At 59.2% G+C, this 24,727-nt stretch carries 21 protein-coding genes, 1 pseudogene and 1 riboswitch; of the genes and pseudogenes, 7 read left to right on the top strand and 15 right to left on the bottom strand.

Annotated elements, in window-relative coordinates:
• A pseudogene (locus AACR14_RS12700) lies at nucleotides 1-637 on the top strand (sulfite reductase subunit beta); the annotation flags it as partial.
• On the top strand, nucleotides 627-1,421 hold the full coding sequence (locus AACR14_RS12695) for a phosphoadenylyl-sulfate reductase (RefSeq protein ID WP_019446448.1): 795 nt from the start codon (nucleotides 627-629) through the stop codon (nucleotides 1,419-1,421). The pseudogene AACR14_RS12700 and the gene AACR14_RS12695, both read left to right, overlap by 11 nt.
• 79 nt (nucleotides 1,422-1,500) lie before the next feature.
• On the opposite strand, the gene folA is transcribed toward AACR14_RS12695, so the two are convergent.
• From folA to AACR14_RS12675, 4 genes are all read right to left on the bottom strand, one after another.
• Nucleotides 1,501-1,992: a type 3 dihydrofolate reductase gene (gene folA / locus AACR14_RS12690; RefSeq protein WP_019446447.1), complete on the bottom strand. Its 492-nt coding sequence runs from the start codon at nucleotides 1,990-1,992 to the stop codon at nucleotides 1,501-1,503.
• A gap of 18 nt (nucleotides 1,993-2,010) precedes the next feature.
• Complete coding sequence (locus AACR14_RS12685; RefSeq protein WP_026035076.1) at nucleotides 2,011-2,478, bottom strand: threonine/serine exporter family protein; 468 nt, start codon at nucleotides 2,476-2,478, stop codon at nucleotides 2,011-2,013.
• Nucleotides 2,475-3,272, bottom strand: coding sequence for a threonine/serine exporter family protein (locus AACR14_RS12680; RefSeq protein ID WP_005348133.1), 798 nt, complete (start codon nucleotides 3,270-3,272; stop codon nucleotides 2,475-2,477). Before AACR14_RS12680 ends, AACR14_RS12685 begins: the two co-directional genes overlap by 4 nt.
• A 235-nt stretch (nucleotides 3,273-3,507) precedes the next feature.
• Entirely contained in the window at nucleotides 3,508-3,843 is a 336-nt protein-coding gene (locus tag AACR14_RS12675; RefSeq protein ID WP_005335213.1) for a DUF3135 domain-containing protein, read from the bottom strand.
• A gap of 393 nt (nucleotides 3,844-4,236) precedes the next feature.
• On the opposite strand from AACR14_RS12675, the gene mog reads away from it, so the two are divergent.
• The gene (gene mog, locus AACR14_RS12670; RefSeq protein WP_005348144.1) at nucleotides 4,237-4,767 is read left to right on the top strand and encodes a molybdopterin adenylyltransferase; all 531 of its coding nucleotides are present in this window, start codon (nucleotides 4,237-4,239) and stop codon (nucleotides 4,765-4,767) included.
• Between the two features lie 83 nt (nucleotides 4,768-4,850).
• Here the strand turns inward: mog and AACR14_RS12665 are convergent, their stop codons facing one another.
• From AACR14_RS12665 to trmB, 6 genes are all read right to left on the bottom strand, one after another.
• The gene (locus AACR14_RS12665) at nucleotides 4,851-5,252 is read right to left on the bottom strand and encodes a DUF2541 family protein (protein ID WP_005335217.1); all 402 of its coding nucleotides are present in this window, start codon (nucleotides 5,250-5,252) and stop codon (nucleotides 4,851-4,853) included.
• A 167-nt stretch (nucleotides 5,253-5,419) separates the two neighbouring features.
• Nucleotides 5,420-5,629 carry a YgdI/YgdR family lipoprotein gene (locus AACR14_RS12660; protein ID WP_005335219.1) on the bottom strand — a complete coding sequence of 70 codons (210 nt, stop codon included), beginning with the start codon at nucleotides 5,627-5,629 and terminating at the stop codon, nucleotides 5,420-5,422.
• Nucleotides 5,630-5,832: 203 nt separating this feature from the next.
• Nucleotides 5,833-7,128, bottom strand: a complete 1,296-nt coding sequence (locus AACR14_RS12655) for a sulfurtransferase (protein WP_019446445.1) — start codon at nucleotides 7,126-7,128, stop codon at nucleotides 5,833-5,835.
• A 29-nt stretch (nucleotides 7,129-7,157) separates the two neighbouring features.
• Nucleotides 7,158-8,078 carry a glutaminase B gene (glsB, locus tag AACR14_RS12650; RefSeq protein ID WP_019446444.1) on the bottom strand — a complete coding sequence of 307 codons (921 nt, stop codon included), beginning with the start codon at nucleotides 8,076-8,078 and terminating at the stop codon, nucleotides 7,158-7,160.
• A gap of 122 nt (nucleotides 8,079-8,200) precedes the next feature.
• Nucleotides 8,201-8,533, bottom strand: a complete 333-nt coding sequence (locus AACR14_RS12645) for a YggL family protein (RefSeq protein ID WP_005348158.1) — start codon at nucleotides 8,531-8,533, stop codon at nucleotides 8,201-8,203.
• 48 nt (nucleotides 8,534-8,581) lie between these two features.
• Nucleotides 8,582-9,295 carry a tRNA (guanosine(46)-N7)-methyltransferase TrmB gene (gene trmB / locus AACR14_RS12640; RefSeq protein ID WP_005335228.1) on the bottom strand — a complete coding sequence of 238 codons (714 nt, stop codon included), beginning with the start codon at nucleotides 9,293-9,295 and terminating at the stop codon, nucleotides 8,582-8,584.
• A 349-nt stretch (nucleotides 9,296-9,644) separates the two neighbouring features.
• Here trmB and AACR14_RS12635 point away from each other — a divergent pair, with 349 nt between their 5' ends.
• Nucleotides 9,645-10,826: an aminotransferase-like domain-containing protein gene (locus AACR14_RS12635; RefSeq protein ID WP_019446443.1), complete on the top strand. Its 1,182-nt coding sequence runs from the start codon at nucleotides 9,645-9,647 to the stop codon at nucleotides 10,824-10,826.
• A gap of 74 nt (nucleotides 10,827-10,900) precedes the next feature.
• On the opposite strand, the gene AACR14_RS12630 is transcribed toward AACR14_RS12635, so the two are convergent.
• Nucleotides 10,901-12,430: an EAL domain-containing protein gene (locus tag AACR14_RS12630; protein WP_041201966.1), complete on the bottom strand. Its 1,530-nt coding sequence runs from the start codon at nucleotides 12,428-12,430 to the stop codon at nucleotides 10,901-10,903.
• A 253-nt stretch (nucleotides 12,431-12,683) separates the two neighbouring features.
• On the opposite strand from AACR14_RS12630, the gene AACR14_RS12625 reads away from it, so the two are divergent.
• Nucleotides 12,684-13,589: a TIGR01777 family oxidoreductase gene (locus AACR14_RS12625; protein ID WP_019446441.1), complete on the top strand. Its 906-nt coding sequence runs from the start codon at nucleotides 12,684-12,686 to the stop codon at nucleotides 13,587-13,589.
• 127 nt (nucleotides 13,590-13,716) lie between these two features.
• Here the strand turns inward: AACR14_RS12625 and AACR14_RS12620 are convergent, their stop codons facing one another.
• Together AACR14_RS12620 and AACR14_RS12615 are read right to left on the bottom strand one after the other, a co-directional pair.
• Complete coding sequence (locus tag AACR14_RS12620) at nucleotides 13,717-16,164, bottom strand: ABC transporter permease (protein WP_019446440.1); 2,448 nt, start codon at nucleotides 16,162-16,164, stop codon at nucleotides 13,717-13,719.
• Between the two features lie 36 nt (nucleotides 16,165-16,200).
• Nucleotides 16,201-16,896 carry an ABC transporter ATP-binding protein gene (locus AACR14_RS12615; protein ID WP_019446439.1) on the bottom strand — a complete coding sequence of 232 codons (696 nt, stop codon included), beginning with the start codon at nucleotides 16,894-16,896 and terminating at the stop codon, nucleotides 16,201-16,203.
• Nucleotides 16,897-16,952: 56 nt separating this feature from the next.
• Here AACR14_RS12615 and AACR14_RS12610 point away from each other — a divergent pair, with 56 nt between their 5' ends.
• Nucleotides 16,953-17,564, top strand: coding sequence for an arylesterase (locus tag AACR14_RS12610; RefSeq protein WP_019446438.1), 612 nt, complete (start codon nucleotides 16,953-16,955; stop codon nucleotides 17,562-17,564).
• Between the two features lie 182 nt (nucleotides 17,565-17,746).
• Here AACR14_RS12610 and AACR14_RS12605 read toward each other — a convergent pair whose 3' ends face one another.
• The gene (locus AACR14_RS12605) at nucleotides 17,747-18,691 is read right to left on the bottom strand and encodes a chemotaxis protein CheV (RefSeq protein WP_005335238.1); all 945 of its coding nucleotides are present in this window, start codon (nucleotides 18,689-18,691) and stop codon (nucleotides 17,747-17,749) included.
• A gap of 139 nt (nucleotides 18,692-18,830) precedes the next feature.
• The gene (locus AACR14_RS12600) at nucleotides 18,831-21,860 is read right to left on the bottom strand and encodes a glycosyl hydrolase family 18 protein (RefSeq protein ID WP_019446437.1); all 3,030 of its coding nucleotides are present in this window, start codon (nucleotides 21,858-21,860) and stop codon (nucleotides 18,831-18,833) included.
• A gap of 116 nt (nucleotides 21,861-21,976) precedes the next feature.
• Nucleotides 21,977-22,059: riboswitch (cyclic di-GMP riboswitch) on the bottom strand.
• A 293-nt stretch (nucleotides 22,060-22,352) separates the two neighbouring features.
• Between AACR14_RS12600 and AACR14_RS12595 the strand changes: the two genes are divergently transcribed.
• The gene (locus tag AACR14_RS12595; RefSeq protein ID WP_019446436.1) at nucleotides 22,353-24,536 is read left to right on the top strand and encodes an ExeM/NucH family extracellular endonuclease; all 2,184 of its coding nucleotides are present in this window, start codon (nucleotides 22,353-22,355) and stop codon (nucleotides 24,534-24,536) included.
• Nucleotides 24,537-24,727: the final 191 nt, after the last annotated feature.

Below are 24,727 nucleotides of genomic sequence, written 5' to 3'. Positions count from 1 at the left end.
TATCGAGAATGGCCGCCTGCTGGACTTCCCGGGCAAGCCGCTCAAAACCGGCATGCTGGAGATCGCCAAGGTGCATCAGGGGGATTTTCGCCTGACTGCCAACCAGAACCTGATCATCGCCGGGGTACCTGCCAGCGAGAAGGCTCGCATCGAAGGGCTTGCACGCCAATACGGCCTGCTGGATGACGGCGTGAGCGAGCAACGCAAGCAGTCCATGGCTTGTGTGGCCCTGCCCACCTGCCCGCTGGCGATGGCCGAGGCCGAGCGCATGCTGCCGGCGTTTGTCACCGACATCGAAGGGCTGCTGACCAAACATGGGCTGGCGGATGACGCCATCATCTTCCGGGTCACCGGTTGCCCCAACGGCTGCGGCCGCGCCATGCTGGCGGAAGTGGGTCTGGTGGGCAAGGCGCCCGGCCGCTACAACCTCCATCTGGGTGGCAACCTGGAGGGCACCCGCATTCCGCGCCTGCACCTCGAGAACATCACCGAGCCGCAGATCCTGGCCGAACTGGACACGTTGATCGGCCGCTGGGCCAGCGAGCGCAATCAGGGTGAGTGCTTCGGCGACTTCGTGATCCGGGTTGGGGTAATTGCGCCCGTTATCGATTCTGCGAGGGACTTCTATGCCGCTTAATCTGCCGCTTAATGTCACTGAAGATGGCCGCCTTGACCTGCAGGCACTGCTGGCCCTCGGCCGTGAGGAGCAAGTCGAGGCACTCGCGCCCCTCAACCGGGAACTGGATACCATGAGTGCCCCCGAACGGGTGCGCTGGGCCTTGGCCAATCTGCCGGGGGAGCATGTGCTCTCATCCAGCTTCGGCATTCAGGCAGCGCTGATGCTCCATCTGGTAAGCCGCGAGCGGGCCGACGTGCCCGTGGTGCTGACCGATACCGGTTATCTGTTCCCCGAGACCTACCGCTTTATCGACGAGCTGACCGAGCGCCTCGCGCTCAACCTGAAGATCTATCGGGCCGAGCTCAGCCCTGCCTGGCAGGAGGCGCGATTTGGCCTCCTGTGGGAGCAGGGGGTGGAGGGGATCACCCGCTACAACCAGCTCAACAAGGTGGAGCCGATGGACCGCGCCCTGCGCGAGCTGGGGGCCCAGACCTGGTTCTCCGGCCTGCGCCGGGAGCAGTCCGGCAGCCGTGGCAAGCTGCCGGTGTTGGGCATCCAGCGCGGCCGCTTCAAGTTCCTGCCGGTGATCGACTGGAGCAACAAGGACGTCTTCTACTACTTCAAAGAGTTCGACCTCCCCTACCATCCGCTGTGGGAGCAGGGCTACCTCTCGGTAGGCGATGTCCACACCACCACAAAATGGGAGCCGGGCATGAGCGAGGAGCAGACCCGCTTCTTCGGCCTCAAGCGCGAGTGCGGTTTGCACGAGGAAAATGGCGAGAACGACGGCTCAGGCATCTAATCCCGTCTTGAAAACCCAACAGAACAACAAGGGCATCCGAAGATGCCCTTGTTGTTATTTGCAAATTAGCATTTGCCCGTCAGCGGCGCAGCCAGGTCTCAAAGCTATAGGGGTGCGGGTTCTTTTCATCGGCAGGGTGGCTCTCGCACGCAATGCGTTGCCACTGGCCATCATCAAAAGCGGGGAAACGGGTATCCCCCTCCACCGCCAGATCGATGCGGGTCAGGTAGAGACAATCCGCGCTCGGCAACATCTCGGCATAGAGATGACCACCACCGATCACCATCAACTCCTCCACCGAGCTGCCTGCCAACAGCGCCAGCGCCGCCTCGACGGAGCCCACCACCTCAATGCCCTCAGCCTGATAGTCGGGATTGCGGCTGATCACCAGATTGCGCCGTCCGGGCAGCGGTCGACCGATGGATTCGAAGGTCTTGCGCCCCATCAATACCGGTTTACCGAGGGTGACACGCTTGAAGTGAGCCAGATCGGCAGGCAGATGCCAGGGCATCTGGTTGTCCTTGCCGATCACCCTGTCGTGGGCCATGGCGGCAATCATGGAAATCTTCATGGGGCCTCTCACCGTCTGTCAGATTATGGGGCGGTTACGGTACACGACCAGAGAGGGGATCGCCAAACCGAAACTGAGGGCACCGACGATAAAGAGCGCCTTGAGGCCGTTCTCCACCGCACTCTGGATCAACTCCATGGTCACGCCGTTGATATTGAGCTCCACCACCGCGATCATGGTCTTGAACGCATAGCTGCCCGGGATCATCGGAATGATGGAGGCAACGCTGAACACCGGACGCGGTGCCAGCAGACGGCGCGACCAGTAGACGCAGACAAAGCCGACCGTTGTCGCCGCCGCCAGCGTCGCCCACTCGATGGGCATACCATAGTGGATCAGCAGGGTCCGCAGACTGTGGGCCAATGCGCCGCCCATGGCGCAATACTTCAGCATCCGTGGCGGCACGTTGAACAACATGGCAAACCCCACCGCCGGAATGGAGGACCAGAAGGCATCCTTGGCCAGTAGCCAGAGCAAATCCATCATACTTTCCACCCCCAGATACCGGTGACCGACATGGCCAAAATGATACCTATGGCGGCGCTGATGGTCAGCAGGGTCGCAGTCCCCCAGCGGGCCAGCCCCATGTTGAAGTAGCCCTTCACCATATCTGAGACCGCATTGATCAGCGGAAAGCCCGGCACCAGCAACAGCACGCTGGCCGCCATGGCGAGATAGGGCTGGTCACCCCAGTTGAAGAAGGTGGCGCTGGAAGAGAGCAAGGTGGCGATAAAGCCGGTGGCGGCAAAGTTGATGAGCGGGCTGTGGTGATGGCGAGCCATCAACTGGCGCACCCGCATCGCCACGGCAGACGAGAAGCAGGTCACCAGGAAGATGGGCCAGTCACCGCCAAACAGCAGGCTAAAGGCACCACAGGAGAGCCCCACCATGGGGACCACCAACCAGGGGTGATAGTGGAAAGGGACGATGGCTTCGAGGCGCTGGCGCACTTCACGGGCACCGATCAGCTCTTTTTCCGCCATGATGCAGATCCGCTGGATCTCGCACACCACCTGCATATTGATGCCATGTTCGCGCACCCGCCGGGTAGTGGTGACGCAACCCCCCTGATAGAGACTGGTGAGCACGATGGCACTGGAAGAGATGGCCATTTCGACACTCTCCAGCCCCAGCGCCATCCCCAGCCGCACCGTGGTCTGCTCGATGATCCGGCTCTCCGCCCCGAACTGGGCCAACATCTGACCCACCTTGACGATAATGCGGGTGATCTCTGTCTGTTGCTCCCGCGACAACACCCGTCTTGGTGTGATACTTCTCATAATCCCTTCGAGTCGTAGCAATAAAAATTTCGGCCATATTAGCCTAACTTTTACTGTTATTCATCCACCCCTATCACAACCTGACTAATAAGTTATTACAAGAAGGAGAAAAGAGATTACATCACAAATACATTACGACTAACATTAAAAACCATAACAATCAGGTCGCCAGCAATTCCCTTTATCATGGCCTCACCGATTTGGCTGAAATATCAACCAAGGGGGTTATTGCAGATTATTTGCGACGTTGATAGTCCGCCAGACGGATTATTTTACCACTGCCATCGCTTTCAGGCGGAGGGTCCCCCTCTTCCCTGAACTGGCTCATTTCGCTGCGCATCAAATAAAAAGATTCCCGCATCATGTTGGTAATCCGAATACAGCTATCAAGATTGTTTTTCGCCAGACGGCGCTGACCATCAATCTTGAACTGCAACCCGCGCAGACGGCGCTGCTGATCGGGGCTCGCACGGGCCATCAACTGGTCGATCTGCTGCTCCAGAATCGCATCCAGCCGGGAGGGCTCACTCGCAGCCAACTCCTTCAGGGTGTCAAAATCAGGCAACTCCATATGCCCTCCTTGGCGACTATTGCTGACAACACACTGCGGTACCACACCATCACGTCCCAGCCATATAAATCTGTATATACGATGCGGCGAAAAAGGGTTCAATCCATCCACTGGCGACTAAACCGGACAATGGTCACTACGAGGGTGTCTATCTATTTTAATTGTGTTTGGAAACAAGCGATTGTTTTTAATTCAGGCGAGATAAAACACTTATACATTTTAGGTTGTGATTTTCTGTTTTTTATTGCAAATAAAAATCCGGGCGGCCTTATTTTGCTTCATTCGACACTTTATTCTTCCCTCACCGACCCGCGTCATCTCCTGACGGTTTAACATATCTCACTGATTATGTTATTTTAATTGCCACTTTTATCGGACATTCAAGAGCAGACCATGAGCAAGGCAAAAATCGGTATCGTCACCGTCAGCGATCGCGCCAGCGCGGGCATCTATGAAGACCTCTCCGGCAAGGCCATCATCGACACCCTGAACGCCTATCTGACCTCGGAGTGGGAACCTGTCTATCAGGTGATCCCCGATGAGCAGGAGCAGATTGAAGCGACCCTGATCCGGCTGGCGGATGAGGAGCAGTGTTGTCTCATCGTCACCACAGGCGGCACCGGTCCGGCCAAGCGGGATGTCACGCCGGAAGCGACCGAGGCGGTGTGTGATCGCATGATGCCGGGCTTTGGCGAGCTGATGCGGGCCGAATCCCTCAAGTTTGTGCCGACTGCCATTCTGTCGCGCCAGACTGCCGGACTGCGCGACGATACCCTGATCGTCAATCTGCCGGGCAAGCCCAAATCAATCCGCGAATGTCTGGATGCAGTCTTCCCCGCCATCCCCTACTGCATCGATTTGATGGAAGGGCCGTATCTCGAGTGCGATGAAACCGTCATCAAACCATTTCGGCCGAAAAAATAGCGAACCTGACCATAAAAAATAATGGCGAGCCACGGCTCGCCATTATTTTCAACTCATCTGTTTGCGCAGAAAAACCGCATCAATTATTTGCGGCCGAATACTTTTACGCCCGCTTTGCTGCGCTCTGAATTACCGTACACTTCGATTTTTTTCACACAACGGCGCGAGCCCAGTGATTTCCACTCGGTCTCTTTATCACTGCTCATTTCCCGATCGAAACGAATGGTCTTGGTACGATCACCACCATAGGTCACCACCACCCGATCCAGGGTCAAATCACGCTCCGCCTTCACCTTGATATATTTGGTCTGACGGCAAACCACCAAAGGAATTGTCGCACCATGATCACCGGCTCCCAGCAAAATAGTCCGCCCCAGCGTGAACTGATCGTCACCGGCATGGCTGGCTGACGCCACCACCAGCAAGGCACCACCCAGCAAGCTGCGTGCAGAAAAACGGGAATTCCAGATAGACATCAAGGACATAACACCTCCAATAAAAAATGGAGTGTGATGATAAGGGTTAAACCATAACGGAAGCTGTATAAAAGCTGAATTTGCTGCGAATGTGCGGGGATCAACAGAGAAAACAGCGCGACTTTTCGGCAAAAAGAGAAGAGCCGCAGATAGCGGCCCTTGCAGCAAGAGAGCGCTTAGCGCTCCATGATTTGGGTCACGTCATCTTTCTTGATCATGACCTCGCGCCCTTCATGATCGTAATAGCGATACATGCCGGTGCTCTCGTCCAGCTTGGGTTTGCTCTCTGTGGTGATCATCTTGCCATCCTTGGTGCTCATGATGTATTGGGAGCTGCATGCCACCAGCCCCAGGGCGCACACCAGGATCATCATCAGTTTTTTCATTGCGGCCTCTTCTGCGATCATCCTCACCACGAGGATGTTTCTTGAAGCCTAGTTCAATCGCACGGCACGGGATGGCAGGATGAGCAAAGCGGGATCGCCGTCAATAATCAGCGACTTAGCCTCGCTATCTGGCCGGGTGGTGAGCGCAATGAAAAAGGCCGGACATCTCTGTCCGGCCTCTTCTTTCAAGCGCAATAACGCAATCATGACTTGGCAGGCTGACGCTCACCGGTCACGGTCGGGTTCTTGGGATCCATGCTCCACTCGTACCAACCGCCGTCATAGACGCTGATCTGTTTCCAGTCCATCAGCCAGGCGTAGAAGAAAGCCTCGGAGGCGCGCCAGCCGGTACCGCAGTAGAACGCAGCCTGCTGAGTTGGCTCGATATTCCACTGGTCCCACATGGCGAGGATCTCGCGGGCCGGCTTCATGGTGCCGTCCGGGTTGTGGAAATCGCTCATGCTGTTGGCATCCACCCCGCCATGACCCCACTTGGCTCCCGGGATATCGCCCTTCGGCTTGATGTAGCTGTAACCTGAGGTGTTGCCGACAAACTCGTCCCAGGTACGCACGCTGACCAGTGCGCTATCGGGCTGCTTGAGCAGCTCTTTCGCCTGACTTAGCGTGGTGTAGTACTCGGGGTGAGCGGGAATGGCCACGCCAAACTCCTTCACCGGCTCATATTTGTTGGGCAGACCGGTTTCGGTGCGCAGATGCTGGATAAACCAGGCATCCAGACCACCGTCCAGCAGGCGTACATCTTCCACCCCCGCATACATCATCAGGTGCGCGGCACGGGCGGCCGCCATGGTGTTGCGACCATAGAGGATGACGGTGGTGTCGTGACGGATGCCGTTATCCAGCAGCAGCTTCTTGAGCGCTTCGTCAGAGACCTTGTTCCACAGCGGCTCCTCTTCGAGGCTGTTGGTATCGATATAACCGGCCCCCGGGATGTGGCTGATGAGGTAGGCCTTGGGTGAACCCCAATCCACTTCAAACAGCTTCCAGTCTCCCTTGGGCGCCGCGGCAACCGGCTTGCCCTCTTGCAGATCCGCCAACCAGCGCGGATAGACCAGCTGCTGCCAGCGTGCCAGCGACTCGCGCGGTGCGGCTTGCCACCCTTGCAGCTCGAACAGCTGCTTGATCCCCTGCTTGCGCAGCAGACGGGCCACCTCGGCCACTTCGCGGGACGCACCGTAGAGGGCAACCGGACGATCGGCTTTCAGCCCCTTGATCTCGAGCGCCTTTGGCCACTCTTCATCGCTGTATTTCCACTCGGCAGAGAGGTTCTCGGCGCCCGCCACATGACCGCCCTGCTTCTCCCCTTCCATCGGCCACCCCTGATAGAAGTAGCTGGCGCGGGTATCCAGGATGACAGCCTGTTTGGCCTTGGCATCGGCCAGCGAGAGCGGTGGCAACTCCCCTGCCACGGCGGGCAGGGCACACCAGAGCAGTAAGGTCGCCAGCGCGGCATGCAGGAAGCGAAGATGTCGTTTCATGGTGATTTCTCGATTCATAGTGAACAAGGTTAAAAAATGGAGCGACCCAGCCGCTCGGCCAGCAGCTCCAGCGCCGCCGTGCCCGCCAGCGAGTTGCCAGCCTTGTTGAGCTCGGGCGACCAGACACAGACGCAGAGCTCGCCCGGGATCAGGGCGATGATACCGCCGCCGACCCCCGATTTGCCCGGCATGCCGACCCGATAGGCAAAATCGCCCGCCTCGTCATAGAGGCCGCAGGTGGCGAGCAGGGCGTTGACCTGCTTGGTGGTGCGAGCGGGCAGCAGTGGCACGCTCTCGCCCAGTGGCACACCACGGTTGGCCAGATAGATGAATGCCCGCGCCAGATCGACGCAGCTCATGCGAATGGCACAGGCATTGAAGTAGCTTTGCAGCACCTTGTCCACTTCGTTTTCGAAGTTGCCATAGGCCTTCATCAGATAGGCGATGGCGGCGTTGCGGGCAGAGTGCTGATATTCGGAGCGGGCTACCACCTGATCCGCCATGATGGCCGGATTGCCGGAAAGACGGCGCACCAGCTCGAGGGTACGCTGACGCGGCGCAGTGAGGCGGGTCTCAAGCAGATCGTTCACCACCAGCGCCCCGGCATTGATAAAGGGGTTGCGGGGGATCCCCTGCTCGAACTCGAGCTGCACCAGCGAGTTGAAGGGCTGGCCGGAGGGCTCCTTGCCAACCCGGGCCCAGATCTCCTCCTCCTGATAGAGAGTGAGTGCCAGGGTCAGGCTCAGGGCCTTGGAGATACTCTGGATGGAGAAGGGTTCAAAAGCGTCACCGGCGGTGAACAGCTCCCCCTCGACGGTACAGACTGCGATACCCAGCCGATCGGCCGGTACCTGAGCCAGTGCCGGAATGTAGTCGGCCACCTTGCCTTGTCCCAGCAACGGGCGCACCTCTTCAAGGATGCTGGCCAGTAATTCGGATGACAACACCATAAGCAATAAGCGATTCCATGACTAAAACAGCGGTGGAGATCCCATCCCCACTGACAAAAATCCCGCCAGCGGCGGGATTTTTCAGTTACCCACAACAAGGCGCCAGATGCGGCAGCCTTGTATCAGGCCGGTTCACCGTACCAGAGGTCGAACAGCTCGGTAACGACCACGGCTTCCATCCCCTTGCCTTCCAGCCAGGATTTGACGGCAGCGCGGTCTTCTTCGGTACACTTGCCCAGTTGCTGGGTGCAGATCATCCCTTCCCAGGCCAGGTGACCGGAGCCGGCAAAAGCCAGTTTACGGGGTTCAACAACCTCATCGATCATCGCATCGACTACCGCATCGATGGTCTCTTCGGCAGTGCCGACCGGGAAGTTGAAACTGATGTCGAAACCCATTTCCTGGAATTCATCGACGCGCAGTTTCTTGCGCAGGCGGCGGCTACGATTGGCCATGATAGCTCCTCAAGTTAGTTGATACGCTAGGTGTGTTGACGTGCCAGCTTAGCTGACACGCTTGAAAATCAGATCCCAAACCCCGTGGCCAAGACGGTGGCCACGTTGTTCAAATTTGGTCAGCGGACGCCAGTCCGGACGAGGCACCCAGTTGCCGGTGGCAGAGGTGTTCTCGTAACCCTCGGCGGCGCTCATCACTTCCAGCATGTGCTCGGCATAGTTTTCCCAGTCGGTCGCCATGTGGAACACGCCACCGATGGCCAGCTTCTGACGAATATCCTGGGCAAACGCAGGCTGTACGATGCGGCGCTTGTGGTGACGGCTCTTGTGCCAGGGATCCGGGAAGAAGAGCTGCAGGCAGGAGAGTGAACCGTTCGGGATCATGTGCTCCAGCACTTCCACCGCATCGTGGCAAATCACTTTCAGATTGGTGACGCCCGCTTCCTGAGCGGTACCCAGACAGGCGCCCACGCCCGGGGAGTGCACTTCAATGCCGATGAAGTTCTTCTCGGGGGCATTCTTGGCCATCTCCACCAGAGAGGCGCCCATGCCAAAACCGATCTCCAGCACCACAGGTGCCTCGCGGCCAAACAGTGCGACCAGATCGAGCTGCTTTGGCTCGAAATCGATGCCCATGACCGGCCAGAGCTCTTCCAGGGCCTTCTCCTGCCCTTTGGTCAGGCGGCCTTCGCGACGGACAAAGCTGCGGATCTTGCGCATGAACTTGCCGTCTTCGTTAAATACATCTTGGGTCACAGGCATAATGGTCTCGTTATTTCATCAATCCGGGTAATACATCTTGTGTTCGATCCCGAGCGGGACCGCTCGCGGTTCGTCATTTCATCGACCCGCGAAAACAGGGGAGCGAATTATCCCAAGATAGGCCCAAGGCGCAAGTGTTTCGCGCAACAAATATTCCGGCCATCCACTTCCCTGCTCCCTCACTGGCATCACCACACCGACTAACCGTCCAATATAATCCGCAGTAGAGTCGTTCCAGCCCTTTTTTGGCGATTTTTGTGACAATCATTGCCTCATTTCTGAAATCTGATACAAACGGATAACCTGGCGGTCGAATGGAGCGACCGCCCACATGCCGAGAGAATTGTCTATGCAGCCGTTTTTTGCCCAGCGCTTCGAGAAGGTCGAGCCTTCCTTTATCCGTGAAATCCTCAAAGTTGCCGCCAATCCGGAGATCATCTCCTTCGCTGGTGGCCTGCCCAATCCCCACCTGTTTCCGGTCAAGGCGATCGATCAGGCCTGTCAGGATGTACTGCGCGAACAGGGGGCTGCTGCCCTGCAATATGCGGCGACCGAAGGCTTCGCCCCGCTGCGCCAATATATTGCCGACCGCTATCTGGCCCGCCACGGCATGCAGATCAATCCGGACAACATCCTCATCACCAGCGGCTCCCAGCAGGCGCTGGATCTGCTGGGCAAGGTGCTGATCGACGAGGGTCAGGATCTCATCATCGAAGAGCCGGGTTACCTTGGCGCTATTCAGGCCTTTTCTGTCTACCAGCCCACCTTCAAGCCGATCACCCTTGAAGAAGAGGGACTGGATCTGGCGGCACTGGATGCGCTGCTGGCAAGCGGCTCCAATGCCAAGCTGCTCTACGGCGTGCCCAACTTCCAGAACCCGAGCGGTGTCTCCTACAGTCGTGCCAACCGCGAGGCACTGGCGGAGCGGCTGATCAGCCACGAGCTGTTGATGGTGGAAGATGATCCCTACGGCGAGCTGCGGTTCGAGGGCGAGCATCTGCCCCCCATTGCCAAGTTGGCACCAAACAATACCGTGCTGCTCGGCTCATTCTCCAAGACCGTGGTGCCCGCCTTCCGGCTGGGCTGGATGGTAATGCCGGACTGGCTGCGCAAGAAGGTGACCATCGCCAAGCAGGCGACCGATCTGCACAGCAACGCCTTCAGCCAGCAGGTGCTGCACCGCTTCCTGACCGACAACTCCCTCGACGCTCACCTGGAGAAGATCAAGGAGGTCTATGGCCGCCAGCGCGCCGCCATGGAGGCCGCGCTGGCCCGTCACTGCCCGCCCGGTGTCAGCTACACCCGACCGGAAGGGGGCATGTTCCTCTGGCTGACCCTGCCAGCCCACATCAGTGCCATGGCGCTGTTTGACGAGGCGATCAAGGAGAAAGTGGCCTTCGTACCCGGCGCCCCCTTCTACGTGCGCCCCGAGATCAAGAACACCCTGCGCCTGAGCTTCTCCTGCGTCGATGAAGCGACCATCGAGGAGGGGGTTAAACGCCTGGCCCGCGCCCTCCAGCGCATGCTCTGAACGCCCAAGCCAAACCGTATCAACAAAAAACCAGCGAGCGATCGCTGGTTTTTTTATGCTCCCCATTCAACCGTTCAGCCAAACAGGGTCTTGCAAAACTGCTTCATCGGGATGGGGCGGCTGTAACGATACCCTTGCAGATAGTCAACGTGGCGCGCCCGCAGGTAGTCCGCCTGCGACTGCTTCTCGACCCCCTCCGCGATCAGAATCAATTCAAGTCGCTTCGCCAGATCAATCACGTTTTCAACGATATGGCTGGAGAGTGCATCCGTGCCGATCATCTCCACAAAGCTCCGATCAATCTTGAGTGCATCGACCTGAAACTGTTGCAGATAGGTGAGACTGGAGTGACCGGTGCCAAAGTCATCGATAGAGATCAACACGCCCAGTTTACGCAATTCGGCAAACATCCGGGCGGTTGTCTCATCAGCTACCAGCAGTTCACGCTCAGTCAGCTCCAGCCCCAAATCAACGGGATTGTCCTTAAACGCGTCGAGAAATGCCTTGCAGTCAGTCAACAGGTCGAGATCTTGAAAGTGTTTGGCGCTGATATTGAAGCAAAAATGGAACTTGGCCGGCAACTTGCTGGCATAAGGGGAGAAGTGGTCGCGCACCTGCGCCATCAACAGGCTGGTCATGGGCACGATCAGCCCGCTATCTTCCGCCAGCGGAATAAAGCGATCCGGCGAGATCATCCCCTGCTTGGGATGCTGCCAGCGCATCAGCACCTCACAGCCACGCCACTGCTCATCCTCACCGGAGACCACCGGCTGCAGATAGGGGATAAACTCCTCTTCGATCAACGCCCGCTTGAGCTCTTCCGCTGGTGAGCTGCTACGCCCCATTAGCCTGAAGGTGCCGAATCCAATCAGCAGCGCCAGCAGCGGAGAGAGGAACAAGGTATATCTGGAGTAGCGCCATGCGTGGCTCCAGTAGTCATGCACCGTGACCCTGGTGACGACCTGGTAGGGGAAATCGGCCGAAGCGAGGGCAATATAACCCTCTTCTGTCGGAGAGGGTGCCGCCCCGACCTGACCTGAGCCAAACAGAGCCCTCTGCCCCACCACGAGAGCCATCGGGGAGTTCTTGCTGGAGATCTCGAGGGTATTGCGCAGGTAGTAGCCATCTACACCGATCAGCACACTTCCCTTGTCCGTTTCATGACGCAGCACGATCAACGGGCGATCCGGTGTAACCTCATTGCCAGGCAGCAGTTGCAGCCTGCCATCCACATAACTGTCAGGATTGAAGGGGCCATCGTAGTCACCATAGAGCGAGGTGCAGTAGATGTGGCTGCCGACAGCCAGATTGGCGGAACGGACATCGGGCACAGTGGCCACCTGTTCGCGCAGCAGTTGTGCCGCCTCCTTGCAGGAGTGACCAAGCATCCCCTCCACATTGATGGCCGCCTGCCGGGCATGGCCGATGGAGCGATCAAACATCATACGGGCATGCTGCAACCGTGAATCGGCATCACGCTCTATCTCCGTCACCGTCTGCCAGATAACGGCAACAACCCCCAGCAGCAGGATCCCGCCCCCCATCAGCAGCGCTACCAGAATCCTCGAGTAAAGCTGGCGAAGTTTCAAACGACGAAATGGCATGGCGGCCTCTTTGATGCTCGGATGATGGGTGACAGCCTCGTTGGACAGGCGAAAAGGGTCGCCATAATAGCGATTGTTCAACAAATCTCCACCCAACAAAAATCAATCAATTCAAACTATTGTTGAACAATATCTGGTAAGAAAAAGATAGAGTTAAAACCAGTCTAGTGAACAACACATGCCAAGCTCGTCCACTTGTTGCAGGAGGACGACGTCATTAGAGTAGAGCAAACGGCAGCAGGAGCGTGCAGCGATGAAGATTCTTATTACCGGAGGGACCGGCTTTATCGGCCGCAAGCTGGTTGCCCATCTCAAGGTCAATCACGAGGTCGTGGTATTGAGCAGGCAGGGGAGCCGCGCTTACTCCCTGCTGGGCCACGATATCAAGGTATTGGATAACCTCGACCGGCTTGATGACCTCAATGACGTGGACGCGGTGATCAATCTGGCCGGAGAACCCATCGCCGCCGGACGCTGGAGCGGGTCGCGCAAACAGCTGCTCTGCGATAGCCGCTGGCTGCTGACCGAGCAGCTGGTCGATCTCATCAAGCTATCCAGCACACCACCCAAGGTGCTGATCAACGCCTCCGCCATCGGCTGGTATGGCAGACAGGGCACCGAAACCCTCGATGAGCAGTGCCGCTCTCCCAACGACGAGTTTACCCACCAGCTCTGCCAGCAGTGGGAAACCCTGGCGCAGGAGGCCCAGAGCCGCCAGACACGGGTCTGTATCGTGCGGATCGGGCTGGTGCTTGGCATGGATGGCGGCGCCCTGCCCAAAATGCTCCCCCCCTACCGACTCGGACTCGGCGGCCCCATGGGATCGGGCAGCCAGATGATGAGCTGGATCCATGTGCAGGATCTGGTACGCGCCATGCTGTTCCTGCTGGAACACGAAGAGTGCAGCGGCATCTTCAACGGCACTGCGCCCCATCCGGTCAGCAACCGGGAGTTCAGCCAGACCTTGGCTACCACGCTGCACCGCCCGCACCTCTTTTTCGTGCCCGCGCCGCTGTTGCAACTGGTGATGGGGGAGGCGGCAGATCTGCTGCTGACCGGACAAAAGGTGATACCAGCACGGCTGCAACAGGCCGGTTTTCACTTCAGCTATCCCGAGCTGCCGAGCGCCCTCGCCAATCTGCTGCGCGAGCCCCGCTAACTCACACCAGCTCGCTGCCTCCGCTCGTCAGCACCTCGCATAACAAGCAGCCCGGCCAATGGCCGGGCTGCTTGTTTATTGTGGCTGCGCTATTGCACCTTGTATGCATCGGCTCGCGCTGGCAGGATTACAACAACCCCTGACCCAGACCCCGCAGCCGATCGCTCAGGGTGCCAGCCAGCAGCTGGCGCTGCATCCCCTGCCCCGCCAAAGTCACCAACAAGGCTCCCAGCGTCGGCAGGCCGAGCCAGATAGCCCAGTGGAACTGCCACTGCCCCTCGAACCACCACCACTGCAGGCCAAAAGAGCATAGCTCCACCACCATGGCGGCACAGAACCCCGCCAGCGCACCACTGGCCACCAGCTCCCAGCGCAGCATCTTTTTCAGTAGTTCGCTGCTGGCACCCAGAGTGCGCATCAACAGCAGCTCGCGCCGACGCTGGGCCATGCTGGCCTGGGTCTGGGTCAGCAGCACCAGCAGCGCCGCCACCGTCACCAACCCCAGCATCAGCGCCAGCGCCCGGCTCACCTGCTCCGAGACCTGCGTAAGCCGCGCAATCAGGTCATCCACATCGATAAGACTCACCGTGGGGTGGCGGCGGATCAACTCCACCTCGGCAGTGCGTCCCGCCTCGGGCAGCCGGTAGCTGCCAAGCCAGGTTCGGGAGAAGGGTGCCAGCAGATCCTCGGAGAAGATCATGTAGAAGTTGGGGCGCATGTTGTCCCACTTGATGCTGCGCAAACTGGTGACCCTGGCGCCGAAGCTGCGCCCCTCGATGGTAAAGGCGAGCATGTCCCCCAGCTTGATATCGAGTCGCTTGGCCAGCTCGCTATCCACCGACACCTCGCCGGGCCCGGCAAGCCATTTCCCGGCCACCAGCTTGTTGTCGATTGGCAGGGTCGCCGTGGTAGTGAAGTTAAGCTCCCGATCGACCCCTTCACGACCACTACTCGCTCCCTCGCCCACCGCCTCACCGGCGATATGAGTCAGCCGGCCGCGCACCATGGGATAGAAATCGGAAGTGGTGGCCCCGGCTGCCGCCAGCTCGCTCAGGATCCCCTCCCGCTCGTTCTCGGCCACATTGACCAGAAAACGGTTGGGCGCATCGACGGGGAGACGTGCCGAAAACTCATCCAGCAGATCGACCCGGGCCGCCCAGAGCAAGCCAAACAGCATCAGCGCCAGCGCAAAGCCCGCCAGCTGAAATAGGCCGCTACTGCGCTCGCGCGACAGGTGGGCCAGCGCCAGCCGCAAGGCATGAGGTCCGCTCACTCTTGCCCCCAACCGCAACATCAGCGCCGCCAGCAGGGCCAGCAGGGCCATCAGCAAGCCCATGCCACCCACCAGACCCAGCGCCAGCCGTACATCGGCGGTAAAGCCCCAGACCAGCGCAAACAGCCCGAGCAGACCGACAGGCAGGGCCAGCCAGGGGGGAATCCCCGCCTCCAGCTCCCGGCGCAATACCCGCAGCGGCGGCACCTTCAGCAACCGCAAGAAGGGCACAAAAGCGAGCAGCAGGGTGATAAAGAGCGCCACCGCCACCCCCAGCGCAAAGGGGCGCCAGGAGGGGAGCGGCAGATCCGGCGGCAGCAGGTCCCCCAGCAGTTGCAAGGTGATCCACTGCATGACGGTGCCCGCTACCAGACCCAGCAGCGCACCGATCAGCGTCAGCGACAGCAGCAGGGTTCCCATCAGTTGCCAGAGCGAGCGACGTGATGCCCCCAGCGTCTTGAGCAGCGCCACCATATTGGTCTGGCGCTCGGCAAAGTGGCGCACCGCAATCCCCATCGCCAACGCCCCCAGCAACACCCCGCTTAGCGAGGCAAGCCGGAAGAAACGCTCGGCATTGGCCAGCGATCGGCCCACTTGGGATTCGCTGTCATCCGGTTTGATCCACTTCTGTCCGGCCTGCAATTGCGGCAACAACCATTGCTCGTAACGGGCCAGCGACTCTCGCGGCCCCTTGAACAGATAGCGCCACTGCTGGCGGCTGCCGGGAAGCAGGGCGCCGGTCGCCTCGATATCGGCACTGTGGATCAGCGCCCGCGGCGCCAGCAGGAAGGGGCTGAAGCCCTGGTCCGGCTCCTCGCCAAGCAGGCCTGCCACCTTGAGCACCGTATTGCCTACCTCCAGCTCATCCCCCGTTTTGGCCTTGAGCAGCTGCATCACCCGGGCGGAGAGCCAGATCTCGCCGGGAGCCGGGGCACGGGCAGGTTCCAGAGTGAGTTTGCCATAGAAGGGAAAACCATCGGGCACCGCCCGAATGGAGGCAAGCTGCAACGCATCACCGTGAAACAGCATGCTGTTGAAGCTGACGGTGGTCTGCACCGCCAAGCCATCCTGTTTCGCTCGTTCCAGCCAACCATCCGGCAGAGCAGCGGCAGTACGCAGCACCCGATCCGCCCCGATAAAGTCGCGGCCCGACGCCTTGAGTCCGGCATCGAGCCGATCCGCCACCAATGCCACACTCAAGACACACGCCACGCTAAGCGCCAGCGCCAGCACAAACCAGCGCAGCTCGCCGCTGAAACCTTCCCGGCGCAGCAGTCGCCATCCCAATCGCCACTGCATCATCCCTTGCATCTCCCGCCTGACCCGCAGCTCACCCCGTTACACCACATCATGGGCCACCTCGCGATCCAGTCTGCCCGCCGTCATGACCAGTTGCCGCTGGCAGCGTTCGGCCAGCTGATGGTCATGGGTTACCACCACTAGCGTGGTGCCGTGCTTGCGATTGAGTTCAAACAGCAGCTCGATAACCTTCTCGCCGGTCTTGCTGTCGAGGTTGCCGGTCGGCTCGTCCGCCAGCAGCAGACTGGGGCGGGTCATAAAGGCACGGGCGATGGCCACCCGCTGCTGCTCACCGCCGGAGAGCCGTGGCGGCAGATGGTGCAACCGCTCGCCAAGCCCGACCGCGGCCAGCAGCTCGCGAGCTCTTGGTTCGCAATCACGCTCGCCGCGCAGCTCGGCGGGCAGCATCACATTCTCCAGCGCCGTCATGGTCGGGAGCAGCAGGAACGACTGGAACACAAAGCCGATCTGCTCGGCGCGCAATCGGGCCCGCCCCTCCTCATCCAGCTCGCCAAGGGATTTGCCGAGGATCTCGATATCTCCCTGACTCGGCAGATCGAGCCCGGCCAGCAGCCCCAGCAGGGTGGACTTGCCGGAGCCGGAGGCACCGACCAGCGCCACCGTCTCGCCGCTATTGACTTGCAGATCGATCCCTTCAAGGATGGTGAGGCTTTCCTGGCCGAGGCGAACCGATTTGCCGAGGCCTTTGACGACAATAATGGGGGTTGAACTCATGCTCTGTATCCTTTGTTCCAATCCCTTGATGACAATCCATAGCGGGAGTTGAATTGATGGTGCGTATTCTGTTTGTCTTGTTCGTTGGCCTCGGCAGCATGCTCTCGTCGGCTCAGGCCCAAACCCTGCTGGTGTTGGGAGACAGCCTGAGCGCCGGCTATCAGATGCAGGTTGAGCAGAGCTGGCCCGCCCTGCTCAACCAGAAATGGCAAGAGGAGGGGGGGAAACACACTCTGCTCAATGCCAGCATCAGCGGTGAAACGACCCAGGGGGCGCTGGCCCGTCTGCCCGCTCTGCTGAAGGAGCACAAGCCGGACTGGCTGCTGATCGAACTGGGGGGCAACGATGGCCTGCGTGGCTTCGCACCGACCATTACCCGCCAGAATCTGGCCAGCATGATCGCGCTCGCCAAGGAGCAGCAGACCCGTGTGGTGTTGACCCAAATCCAGCTGCCCCGCAACTACGGTGCCCGCTATCTGCGCCAGTTCGAACAGATCTTTCCCGAGTTGGCCCAGGCTAACGATCTGCCACTGCTGCCCTTCTTTATGGATGATATTGCGCTGCGCCCTGAACTTATGATGAACGATGGCATTCATCCCACCCCGGCGGCCCAGCCCCAAATCCGCGATAAAGTCGCCCGCTTTATGGAGCCGCTGCTCAGCCAATAAGCCCGCCGTCTATCACCAATATCCCATAACAAAATATCCCGCCAAAATCGGATGTTTTGAATGGTCGACGATCTCTGCGTGGCACCTTGATTCAACCAATCCATCGCCAATACCCAATAACAACACATCCCGCCGAAGCGGGATGTGTTGTTATTGATTTAGCATAACCGGCAGGCAACTTCTCAGCTTTCCAGCACCTGACGCAGCCGCTCCTGGGCCACCCCCACCAGCAAGTCGGGCTGGAACTTGGAGATAAAGCGGTCACACCCCACCTTCTTGACCATGGCTTCGTTGAAGTTGCCGCTCAGGGAGGTGTTGAGGGTGATAAAGAGGTCAGACATGCGCGGATCGCTGCGCACCTCGTGGGTCAGGCGGTAGCCGTCCATCTCCGGCATTTCGGCATCGGTGATCATCAGCAGGATCTCGTCGGTCACCTTCTTGCCAGCATCGCACCACCCCTTGAGCAGGGTCAGCGCCTGCAAACCATCCTGACACTCGATCACCTCGAGCCCAAGCTGGCCCAGGGTCTCGCGCACCAGATTGCGGGCGGTGCTGGAGTCATCGACGATCAGCACTTTGCGGCCATGCATCTCGGGCAGGATCTCCCGATCCAGCACCTCTTCGGAGATGCGGATGTCATAGGTGATGATCTCCGCCAGCACCTTCTCCACATCGATGATCTCGACGATCTGATCCACTCCATCTTCGGGAATGCGGGTGATGGCGGTGAGGTAGTTGGCACGCCCGGCAGATCGCGGTGGCGGCAGGATATCCTTCCAGGTCATGTTGACGATATTGGCCACCTGCCCCACCAGAAAGCCCTGAATGGTGCGGTTGTACTCGGTAATGATGAGGTTGGATTCACTGTCGATGGGCATGGGGCGCATACCGATGGCGCTACGCAGGTTGATCACCGGGATCGAGGTACCGCGGATATTGGCTACCCCGCTGATATTGTGATGGGAGCCCGGCATCTTGCTCAGATGGGGCAACTTGACCACTTCCCGTACCTTGAAGACGTTGATGGCGAACATCTGACGGGTGCCGAGACGAAACATCAACAACTCGAGGCGGTTTTCACCCACCAGTTGAGTTCGTTGATCAACGGAATCCAATATACTCGCCATACGCTGATATCCATCTGATTATTAATCGACTCTATTATAGAGGCTGCCCGCCAGGAAAGGCAGGCGCATTTTCAACCAGAGCGACCAACCAGACAAAAAAAGTGAGGCCGAAGCCTCACTTATCTCATTGATTTTAAAATCAATAGCTACAGACAGACTTCCAGCTGCCATCGGTTGCCTTGGGCTCGCTGCTGGTCCACCAGTTCGCCTGCCACACTACCTTGTTATGGGTGATGCGATCGCCGCCATTGGCATGATCCCCCTGCGGCCAGCTCGGATAGGCCTTGTAGGCCGCCGGATTGACGTTCTGGCTGCTGCAGCTGGTGCCCGGATTCTCGCCACCACCCGAGCCCAGCACGGCCTCCGGCAAGGTCGGGAACTCGGCCTTGAGACCAATGGTCTGGCTGCCGCTGATGATGCGCATACCGCTCGGCACGCCAGCGGCGGGCAGGTAGTAGGTCATGGCGACTTCAATCTCGGCCCCCGGTGCCAGAGTCTGCCATCCCGGCAGGTTCATGGCGACCTTGTGGAAGTCCTTCTCGCCCGCAATGCCTTCCGAATTGTCGTTGCCACCGCTCTCCACCACCTTCAGGCCCATGCCACTCTGATCCGTGATGGTGTCAGAGGTGGAGGTGGGCACCAAAAACTCGATGCGCGCGCCGCCCGGAATAGTCTGGGTCGACTTGTTGACCAGCTTGAGTTTCGGGTTGATCGGATAGTTGGAGTCCCCTTCCTTGAAGCCGGAGAGGCTGACCTGGATGTCGAGCTGGGCGCTCGGCGCGGCCAGATCGTTTTGCTTGGTGTTGTACGGGGTTGCCTTGGCAAACTTCTCGTAAGCCAGGGTGGTCAGGGTACTGCCCATGCCGTACTCGTTCTTGGCCGGATCGAAGGCGTAGTCACCCGCCATCTCCCAGAACATCACGCCACCCAGACCGCGCTTGATGATGTAGTCGAGCTTGTGGCCCATGGACTCTTCATCTTCGGTTGAGAGGAACACCTTCTTCTCTTCGTTCCACAGCCAGGGCGCGTGGGCCTTCTCATCGTAGTAACGCACATACTTGCCCTGCATCACATGAGCCGGATTGTTGGGATCCAGACCCCAGGCGGTGCCGTAACTCGGCAGTGTGGTAATACCGAGGCTGGCCGCGTGCTCCAGGTTCTTGGCATGCCACATGGGCACGGCGCCACCGCCGATCTCTTTGCCGTTCTTGTCGAGATCATGCCAGATGTTGTCGATGCCGACCGCCCCGTTGCCGCACGGAATGGTGCTGCCACCTGTGCCCGGCTGGCACTCGTTCTGGCTCGGCAGGGCTGCCTTGCCACCCAGCCCATGACTGCCACCGCTCACCCCCTGCCAACCGCGGGTGTAATAGGGCACGCCAACGTTGATCTTGCCAGCCGCCAGCGCACCGCGGAAGTAGTGGGCAGACCAGGCGGCGTTGAGGTAACCGATACCGCCAAACTGGGTCTGGGTATAGACGCCCCAATGGGAGAGCTCGGGGTCGGCATTGTTGTCGAACAGGGCCGCGTTGTGACCAACAAAGTGGTTCCAGGCACCGTGGAAGTCATAGGTCATCAGGTTGACGTAATCGAGGTACTGGGTGACCTGGAAGTTCTCCATCCCGCGCAGCAGATAGGCAGAAGCCGGTGAGGCGATGGTCAGCATATACTTGCGGCCATCTTCGTTACCGGCGTTGTCGAGCCGCGCCCGCAAGGTCTTCATCAGCACCTCGTAATTGGCAAACAGCTTGGCCCGGCACTGGTTGGAGAGCGGGAAGTCGTTGGGGTTGCCCGCATCCTTCATCGAGGTGGGGTATTCGTAGTCGATATCGACCCCGTCAAAACCGTACTGGCGGATAAAGCTCACCGCCGAGTCAGCCAGGGTGTTGATACCGGTAGTATTGACCGAGCAGTCACCCTTGGTAGTGGCGGTGTAGAAGCCGCGGGTATCGGCCCAGCCGCCGACCGAGATGAGGGTCTTCACGTCCGGATACTGCTTCTTGTACTTCGACAACAGGTTGAAGTGGCCCTTGTAGGCAAATTCAGGATCCATCTCGGCACCCGGCACGCCATCCCAAGTCATCTTGGTGGCTGCATCGTCCACCTTGATGGTGTGGCTCTGCTCATCCACCGCCGCGAAGGCATAGTTGATGTGGGTGATCTTGTTCCATGGAATATCGCTCACCAGATAGGCGGGCAGGCCGTTCTTGCCAGTGCGCCAGGAGGTGAAGTAGCCGATAACCCGACGGGCATGGTCATCCCCCATGCACTCGTAACCATCCGGACGATAGACCTGGCGAATGTCACAAGAGAGGTTGCCACCGGTGGGCGGCAGCGCGGCCTCCTCGACATTGACGGTCACCGCCGCCGACTCGCCGCTCAGATTGCTCTTGTCAGTGGCCACCAGCTTGAGGGCGGCACTGCCTTTGGCATCCGGTGTCCAGTTCACCTGCCAGGGGGCAGTGGTATCTTCGCCCACCTTCTTGCCGTCGACATAGAGCTCGACTTTGGCCACATCGTTGTTGGCATCGGTGACGTTGCCGCTCACCGCCACACTGCGACCCAGCGTCACCTTGGCGCCGCTGGCCGGGCTGCTGATGCTCGCCTTGGGCGCCTCTGGCGCGACCACGGCGGCGACGTTGAAGCTCGAATCCGCTTCGCTCAGCACCTTGCCATCTTTATCCAGCGCACGAGCTTTGAGGGTATGGGCCCCCACTCCGGCAGCGCTCCAGCTGGCACTCCAGGGGGAGGAGCTCGCCGTGGCGACCAGCTTGCCGTCGACAAGATATTCCACCTTGACCAAGGCCGTTACCGGGCCGATCAGGCTCACCGCCAGCGCCACGCTGGTACCTTCGTTGAAGCTGGCACCGGCAGCCGGCGAGCTGACTGCCACACCGAGTGCAGGAGGAGGCACCTCGCCACCATAGGGCTTCCAGGCATCAGCCCAGACCACACCTACCCCCGGCTCATAGTGATAGGGGGATGCCCCGCACCAGCCTGAATAGGGGAATTCTTTGCACTCGTAGAGGGCGCCGACGTTGCTGACAATATCGCCAGCCTTGTAGGCAGTACCGGATTTATAGGCGGGATAAGCGGCCTGAGCCCAGGCGGGCGCAGCCGCAAGGGCGACCAGCATGGCAAGCCTGCTGGGTCTGAAGAGCTGTTGCATATTGTTATCTTCCTTGTTTTGTCTTGGCATTGGTCACCAAGGCAAAGAACAATCGCAACCTGCATGATGGGCGCAGACAACTGGCAATGGACCTGCCACAAAAACCACCCCTCACCCAGGGAAACCCCGCTATCTGGATCCACGATCGAGACCGGAAGCATTGCGCCCCGACATCACTGCAGGTTTGCCCTTTACCTGGGTTCCGTGAGGAACGAACCCAGTATAGGAAGGCGACAAGATCCCCTCAATCTTTATTCTCAAAGAGAATTATCCCCTGCCACGAAAGCGTCATGATCTCAGGGTTAAAATTGATTGAATTATCAAAAAAATCATATCGTTACTGGGATCATAAAAACGCTTTCCCGCACCTTCCCAGATTCATTTAATGTGCGTTGGCTCACTGGTATGACATGCCAGAAATGTGACAATGCGCGCCCTTGGTCAACGAGCCAAGGCTATGGAATCACTGGCAAAAATAAAAAAGGAACACCTATGAAAGGTACTCGTACCCTGCTGTCGCTGGCCGTGGGGCTGGCACTTGCATCCTCAGGCGCCCATGCGGCATTTGTCTGCCCGTCCGATCCGGCTCAACTCACTCCCATCCCGACCATTCAGGGCACAGGCTCCGCCAGCGCGCTGGCCACCCAGACCGTGACCGACAAGAACGGCAATGTGACCGGTAAAATCAGCACGGGCACCTTCAACGTTCGCGGTATCGTGACGACGCTGGGCCAAAGCCTGACCAAGGGGTTCTATCTGACCGACCCGGTGGGCGATGGCAATCCGGCCACCTCTGATGGCATCTTTGTCTATCTGAACGACAAGGACTTCGCGACCAAATATAAAGACATCAAACCGGGGGCTGAACTCTGCCTCGAAGCCAAGGTCGAGGAGTACTACGGCGGTACCCAGCTCAAACCCACCTTCGAATCCAGCAAAGCCCGCCTGCAAGTCACCGCACAAGGGCTGAATGTGCCGACCAGCGTACTGCAGGTCAATGAAGGGGAGACGCTGGCGCAAGCGCTCAATCGCCACGAAGGGATGCGGGTACGGCTCGACAGCAGCAGTGACCTGCACCTGACCCGCAACTACGGCTTCGACTACAAGGTCTATCGCAACAACGTAGAGTTGGCCCACAAAACCCCGCTGATCAAACCGACCCAACTTCATGTTGCCAGCAGTGCGGACGCTGTCGCACTGGCCACCAAAAATGGCAGCAACCGTCTGGTGGTCGAGTCTGATTACAAAGCATCGGATGGCGTACTGCCCTGGTTCCCGAGCTGGGATGCCGATCAGGGATATCTGCGCATCGGTGATCAACTGACCGGGCTGGAGGGGGTGATCGTATACAACAAGGATGCGTTCCGTCTGGTGGTACCGAGCGATATCACCCTGACTGCCGGTGCTCTGCTGCGCAGCCCTGAAGAGGATCGTCAAGACGCGCCGGCTCGCCTCGCTGGCAGCGATCTACGGATCGGCAGCTTCAACGTGCTCAACTACTTCACCAGCCACTCCAGCATCGGCGGCGCACTCAATATCCTGTGCAAGGATCAGGCGGATGCCGACAACGCCAAAGGTTGCAACCGGGGAGCCAAGAGCCAGCCCGAGTTCGAGAAACAGCGCACCAAGATCGTCAATGCCATCACCGCAATGGATGCCGATCTGCTTGGCCTGATGGAGATGGAGAACAACGGCTTCGAGGATAACTCGGCCCTCCACAATCTGGTGACCCGCCTCAACGAACAGCAGAAGGATGCGAGCAAACACTACGCCTATGTGCGTCTGCCGGTCACTGCCCTTACCGATGGCAAGTTCTTCGGCGGCGACGCCATCATGGTGGCGATGATCTACCGTCCTGCCCTGCTCACCCCCAGCGGAGATGCCAGCGTCATCAAGCTGCCGGAGCAGCGCTACACCACTGGTGGTGTGGCCAAGACAGCCGGTCAGCGCGACTCGCTGGTTCAGACCTTCACCCTCGCCAATAGCAAGGAGCCGCTGACACTGGTGGTCAACCACCTCAAATCCAAGGGGTCAGGCTGCTACGAAAATGGCGATGGCAAGACAGAGCCGGCCGACCTGCAGGGCAAGTGCACCGAGTTCCGGGTCTCTGCCGCCAAGGTGCTGGGTGAGGCAGTCAGCAAACTGCCGGGCCAGGTGCTGCTGGTTGGCGACTTCAACTCCTACGCCAAGGAAGATCCGATCCGGGTGCTGACCGACTACAACCCGGCCACCAGCGAGCGGAAGATCGTATCGGCCTCTCACACCTTTATCGGTGAGCAGTCCTATGAACAGCTCGGTCGCGAAGTGACTCGCAGCTACGGCCTGATCGATCTCAACGTCAAATTCAACAAGGAGAAAGCCATCTCCTACAGCTACGACGGGGAGCTGGGCACCCTGGACTACGCCCTCGCCAACCCGGCGCTGGCCAGCAAGGTAGCAGGTGTCGCCGACTGGCACATCAACTCCTTCGAAAGCTCCCTGTTCGAGTACGGCAGCCAGTACACCGGCACATTGCTCAAGTCTGACAACCCCTTCAGTGCCTCCGACCATGACCCCATCATCGTCGACCTGAGACTGGAGAGCGATGCCACCAAACCGGACACCTCCTCAGGCAGCGGTGCACTGGGACTCGGCCTGCTGGCCCTGTTACCGCTGGCCTGGCGACGTCGCCGTTAACCACAGGCGCATTTGAATAGTGCAAGCAAAGCCCGCGACTCTCGCGGGCTTTTTCATTCAGGTCATTGGATTTACAAATGAAAGGCGCGGACGTATGGAGAAAATAAATGATGGAGAAAACAAAAGGCCACCGCGATGCGGTGGCCTTTTGCTTCTTGTAACAAGAATTTGGTGGAGCTACGCGGGATCGA

It is taken from the genome of Aeromonas sp. 159, from assembly GCF_963862045.1.
Lineage (GTDB): Bacteria > Pseudomonadota > Gammaproteobacteria > Enterobacterales > Aeromonadaceae > Aeromonas > Aeromonas veronii.
Note: the sequence above shows the minus strand (reverse complement) of the source record. Positions and strands in the feature narration are given on the sequence as shown.

What these genes read in the sequence shown, in the direction of transcription:
- AACR14_RS12695 (WP_019446448.1), top strand. Translation starts at nt 627, where the DNA reads ATGCCGCTTAATCTGCCGCTTAATGTCACTGAAGATGGCCGCCTTGAC.
- folA (WP_019446447.1), bottom strand. Translation starts at nt 1,992, where the DNA reads ATGAAGATTTCCATGATTGCCGCCATGGCCCACGACAGGGTGATCGGC.
- AACR14_RS12685 (WP_026035076.1), bottom strand. Translation starts at nt 2,478, where the DNA reads ATGATGGATTTGCTCTGGCTACTGGCCAAGGATGCCTTCTGGTCCTCC.
- AACR14_RS12680 (WP_005348133.1), bottom strand. Translation starts at nt 3,272, where the DNA reads ATGAGAAGTATCACACCAAGACGGGTGTTGTCGCGGGAGCAACAGACA.
- AACR14_RS12675 (WP_005335213.1), bottom strand. Translation starts at nt 3,843, where the DNA reads ATGGAGTTGCCTGATTTTGACACCCTGAAGGAGTTGGCTGCGAGTGAG.
- mog (WP_005348144.1), top strand. Translation starts at nt 4,237, where the DNA reads ATGAGCAAGGCAAAAATCGGTATCGTCACCGTCAGCGATCGCGCCAGC.
- AACR14_RS12665 (WP_005335217.1), bottom strand. Translation starts at nt 5,252, where the DNA reads ATGTCCTTGATGTCTATCTGGAATTCCCGTTTTTCTGCACGCAGCTTG.
- AACR14_RS12660 (WP_005335219.1), bottom strand. Translation starts at nt 5,629, where the DNA reads ATGAAAAAACTGATGATGATCCTGGTGTGCGCCCTGGGGCTGGTGGCA.
- AACR14_RS12655 (WP_019446445.1), bottom strand. Translation starts at nt 7,128, where the DNA reads ATGAAACGACATCTTCGCTTCCTGCATGCCGCGCTGGCGACCTTACTG.
- glsB (WP_019446444.1), bottom strand. Translation starts at nt 8,078, where the DNA reads ATGGTGTTGTCATCCGAATTACTGGCCAGCATCCTTGAAGAGGTGCGC.
- AACR14_RS12645 (WP_005348158.1), bottom strand. Translation starts at nt 8,533, where the DNA reads ATGGCCAATCGTAGCCGCCGCCTGCGCAAGAAACTGCGCGTCGATGAA.
- trmB (WP_005335228.1), bottom strand. Translation starts at nt 9,295, where the DNA reads ATGCCTGTGACCCAAGATGTATTTAACGAAGACGGCAAGTTCATGCGC.
- AACR14_RS12635 (WP_019446443.1), top strand. Translation starts at nt 9,645, where the DNA reads ATGCAGCCGTTTTTTGCCCAGCGCTTCGAGAAGGTCGAGCCTTCCTTT.
- AACR14_RS12630 (WP_041201966.1), bottom strand. Translation starts at nt 12,430, where the DNA reads ATGCCATTTCGTCGTTTGAAACTTCGCCAGCTTTACTCGAGGATTCTG.
- AACR14_RS12625 (WP_019446441.1), top strand. Translation starts at nt 12,684, where the DNA reads ATGAAGATTCTTATTACCGGAGGGACCGGCTTTATCGGCCGCAAGCTG.
- AACR14_RS12620 (WP_019446440.1), bottom strand. Translation starts at nt 16,164, where the DNA reads ATGATGCAGTGGCGATTGGGATGGCGACTGCTGCGCCGGGAAGGTTTC.
- AACR14_RS12615 (WP_019446439.1), bottom strand. Translation starts at nt 16,896, where the DNA reads ATGAGTTCAACCCCCATTATTGTCGTCAAAGGCCTCGGCAAATCGGTT.
- AACR14_RS12610 (WP_019446438.1), top strand. Translation starts at nt 16,953, where the DNA reads ATGGTGCGTATTCTGTTTGTCTTGTTCGTTGGCCTCGGCAGCATGCTC.
- AACR14_RS12605 (WP_005335238.1), bottom strand. Translation starts at nt 18,691, where the DNA reads ATGGCGAGTATATTGGATTCCGTTGATCAACGAACTCAACTGGTGGGT.
- AACR14_RS12600 (WP_019446437.1), bottom strand. Translation starts at nt 21,860, where the DNA reads ATGCAACAGCTCTTCAGACCCAGCAGGCTTGCCATGCTGGTCGCCCTT.
- AACR14_RS12595 (WP_019446436.1), top strand. Translation starts at nt 22,353, where the DNA reads ATGAAAGGTACTCGTACCCTGCTGTCGCTGGCCGTGGGGCTGGCACTT.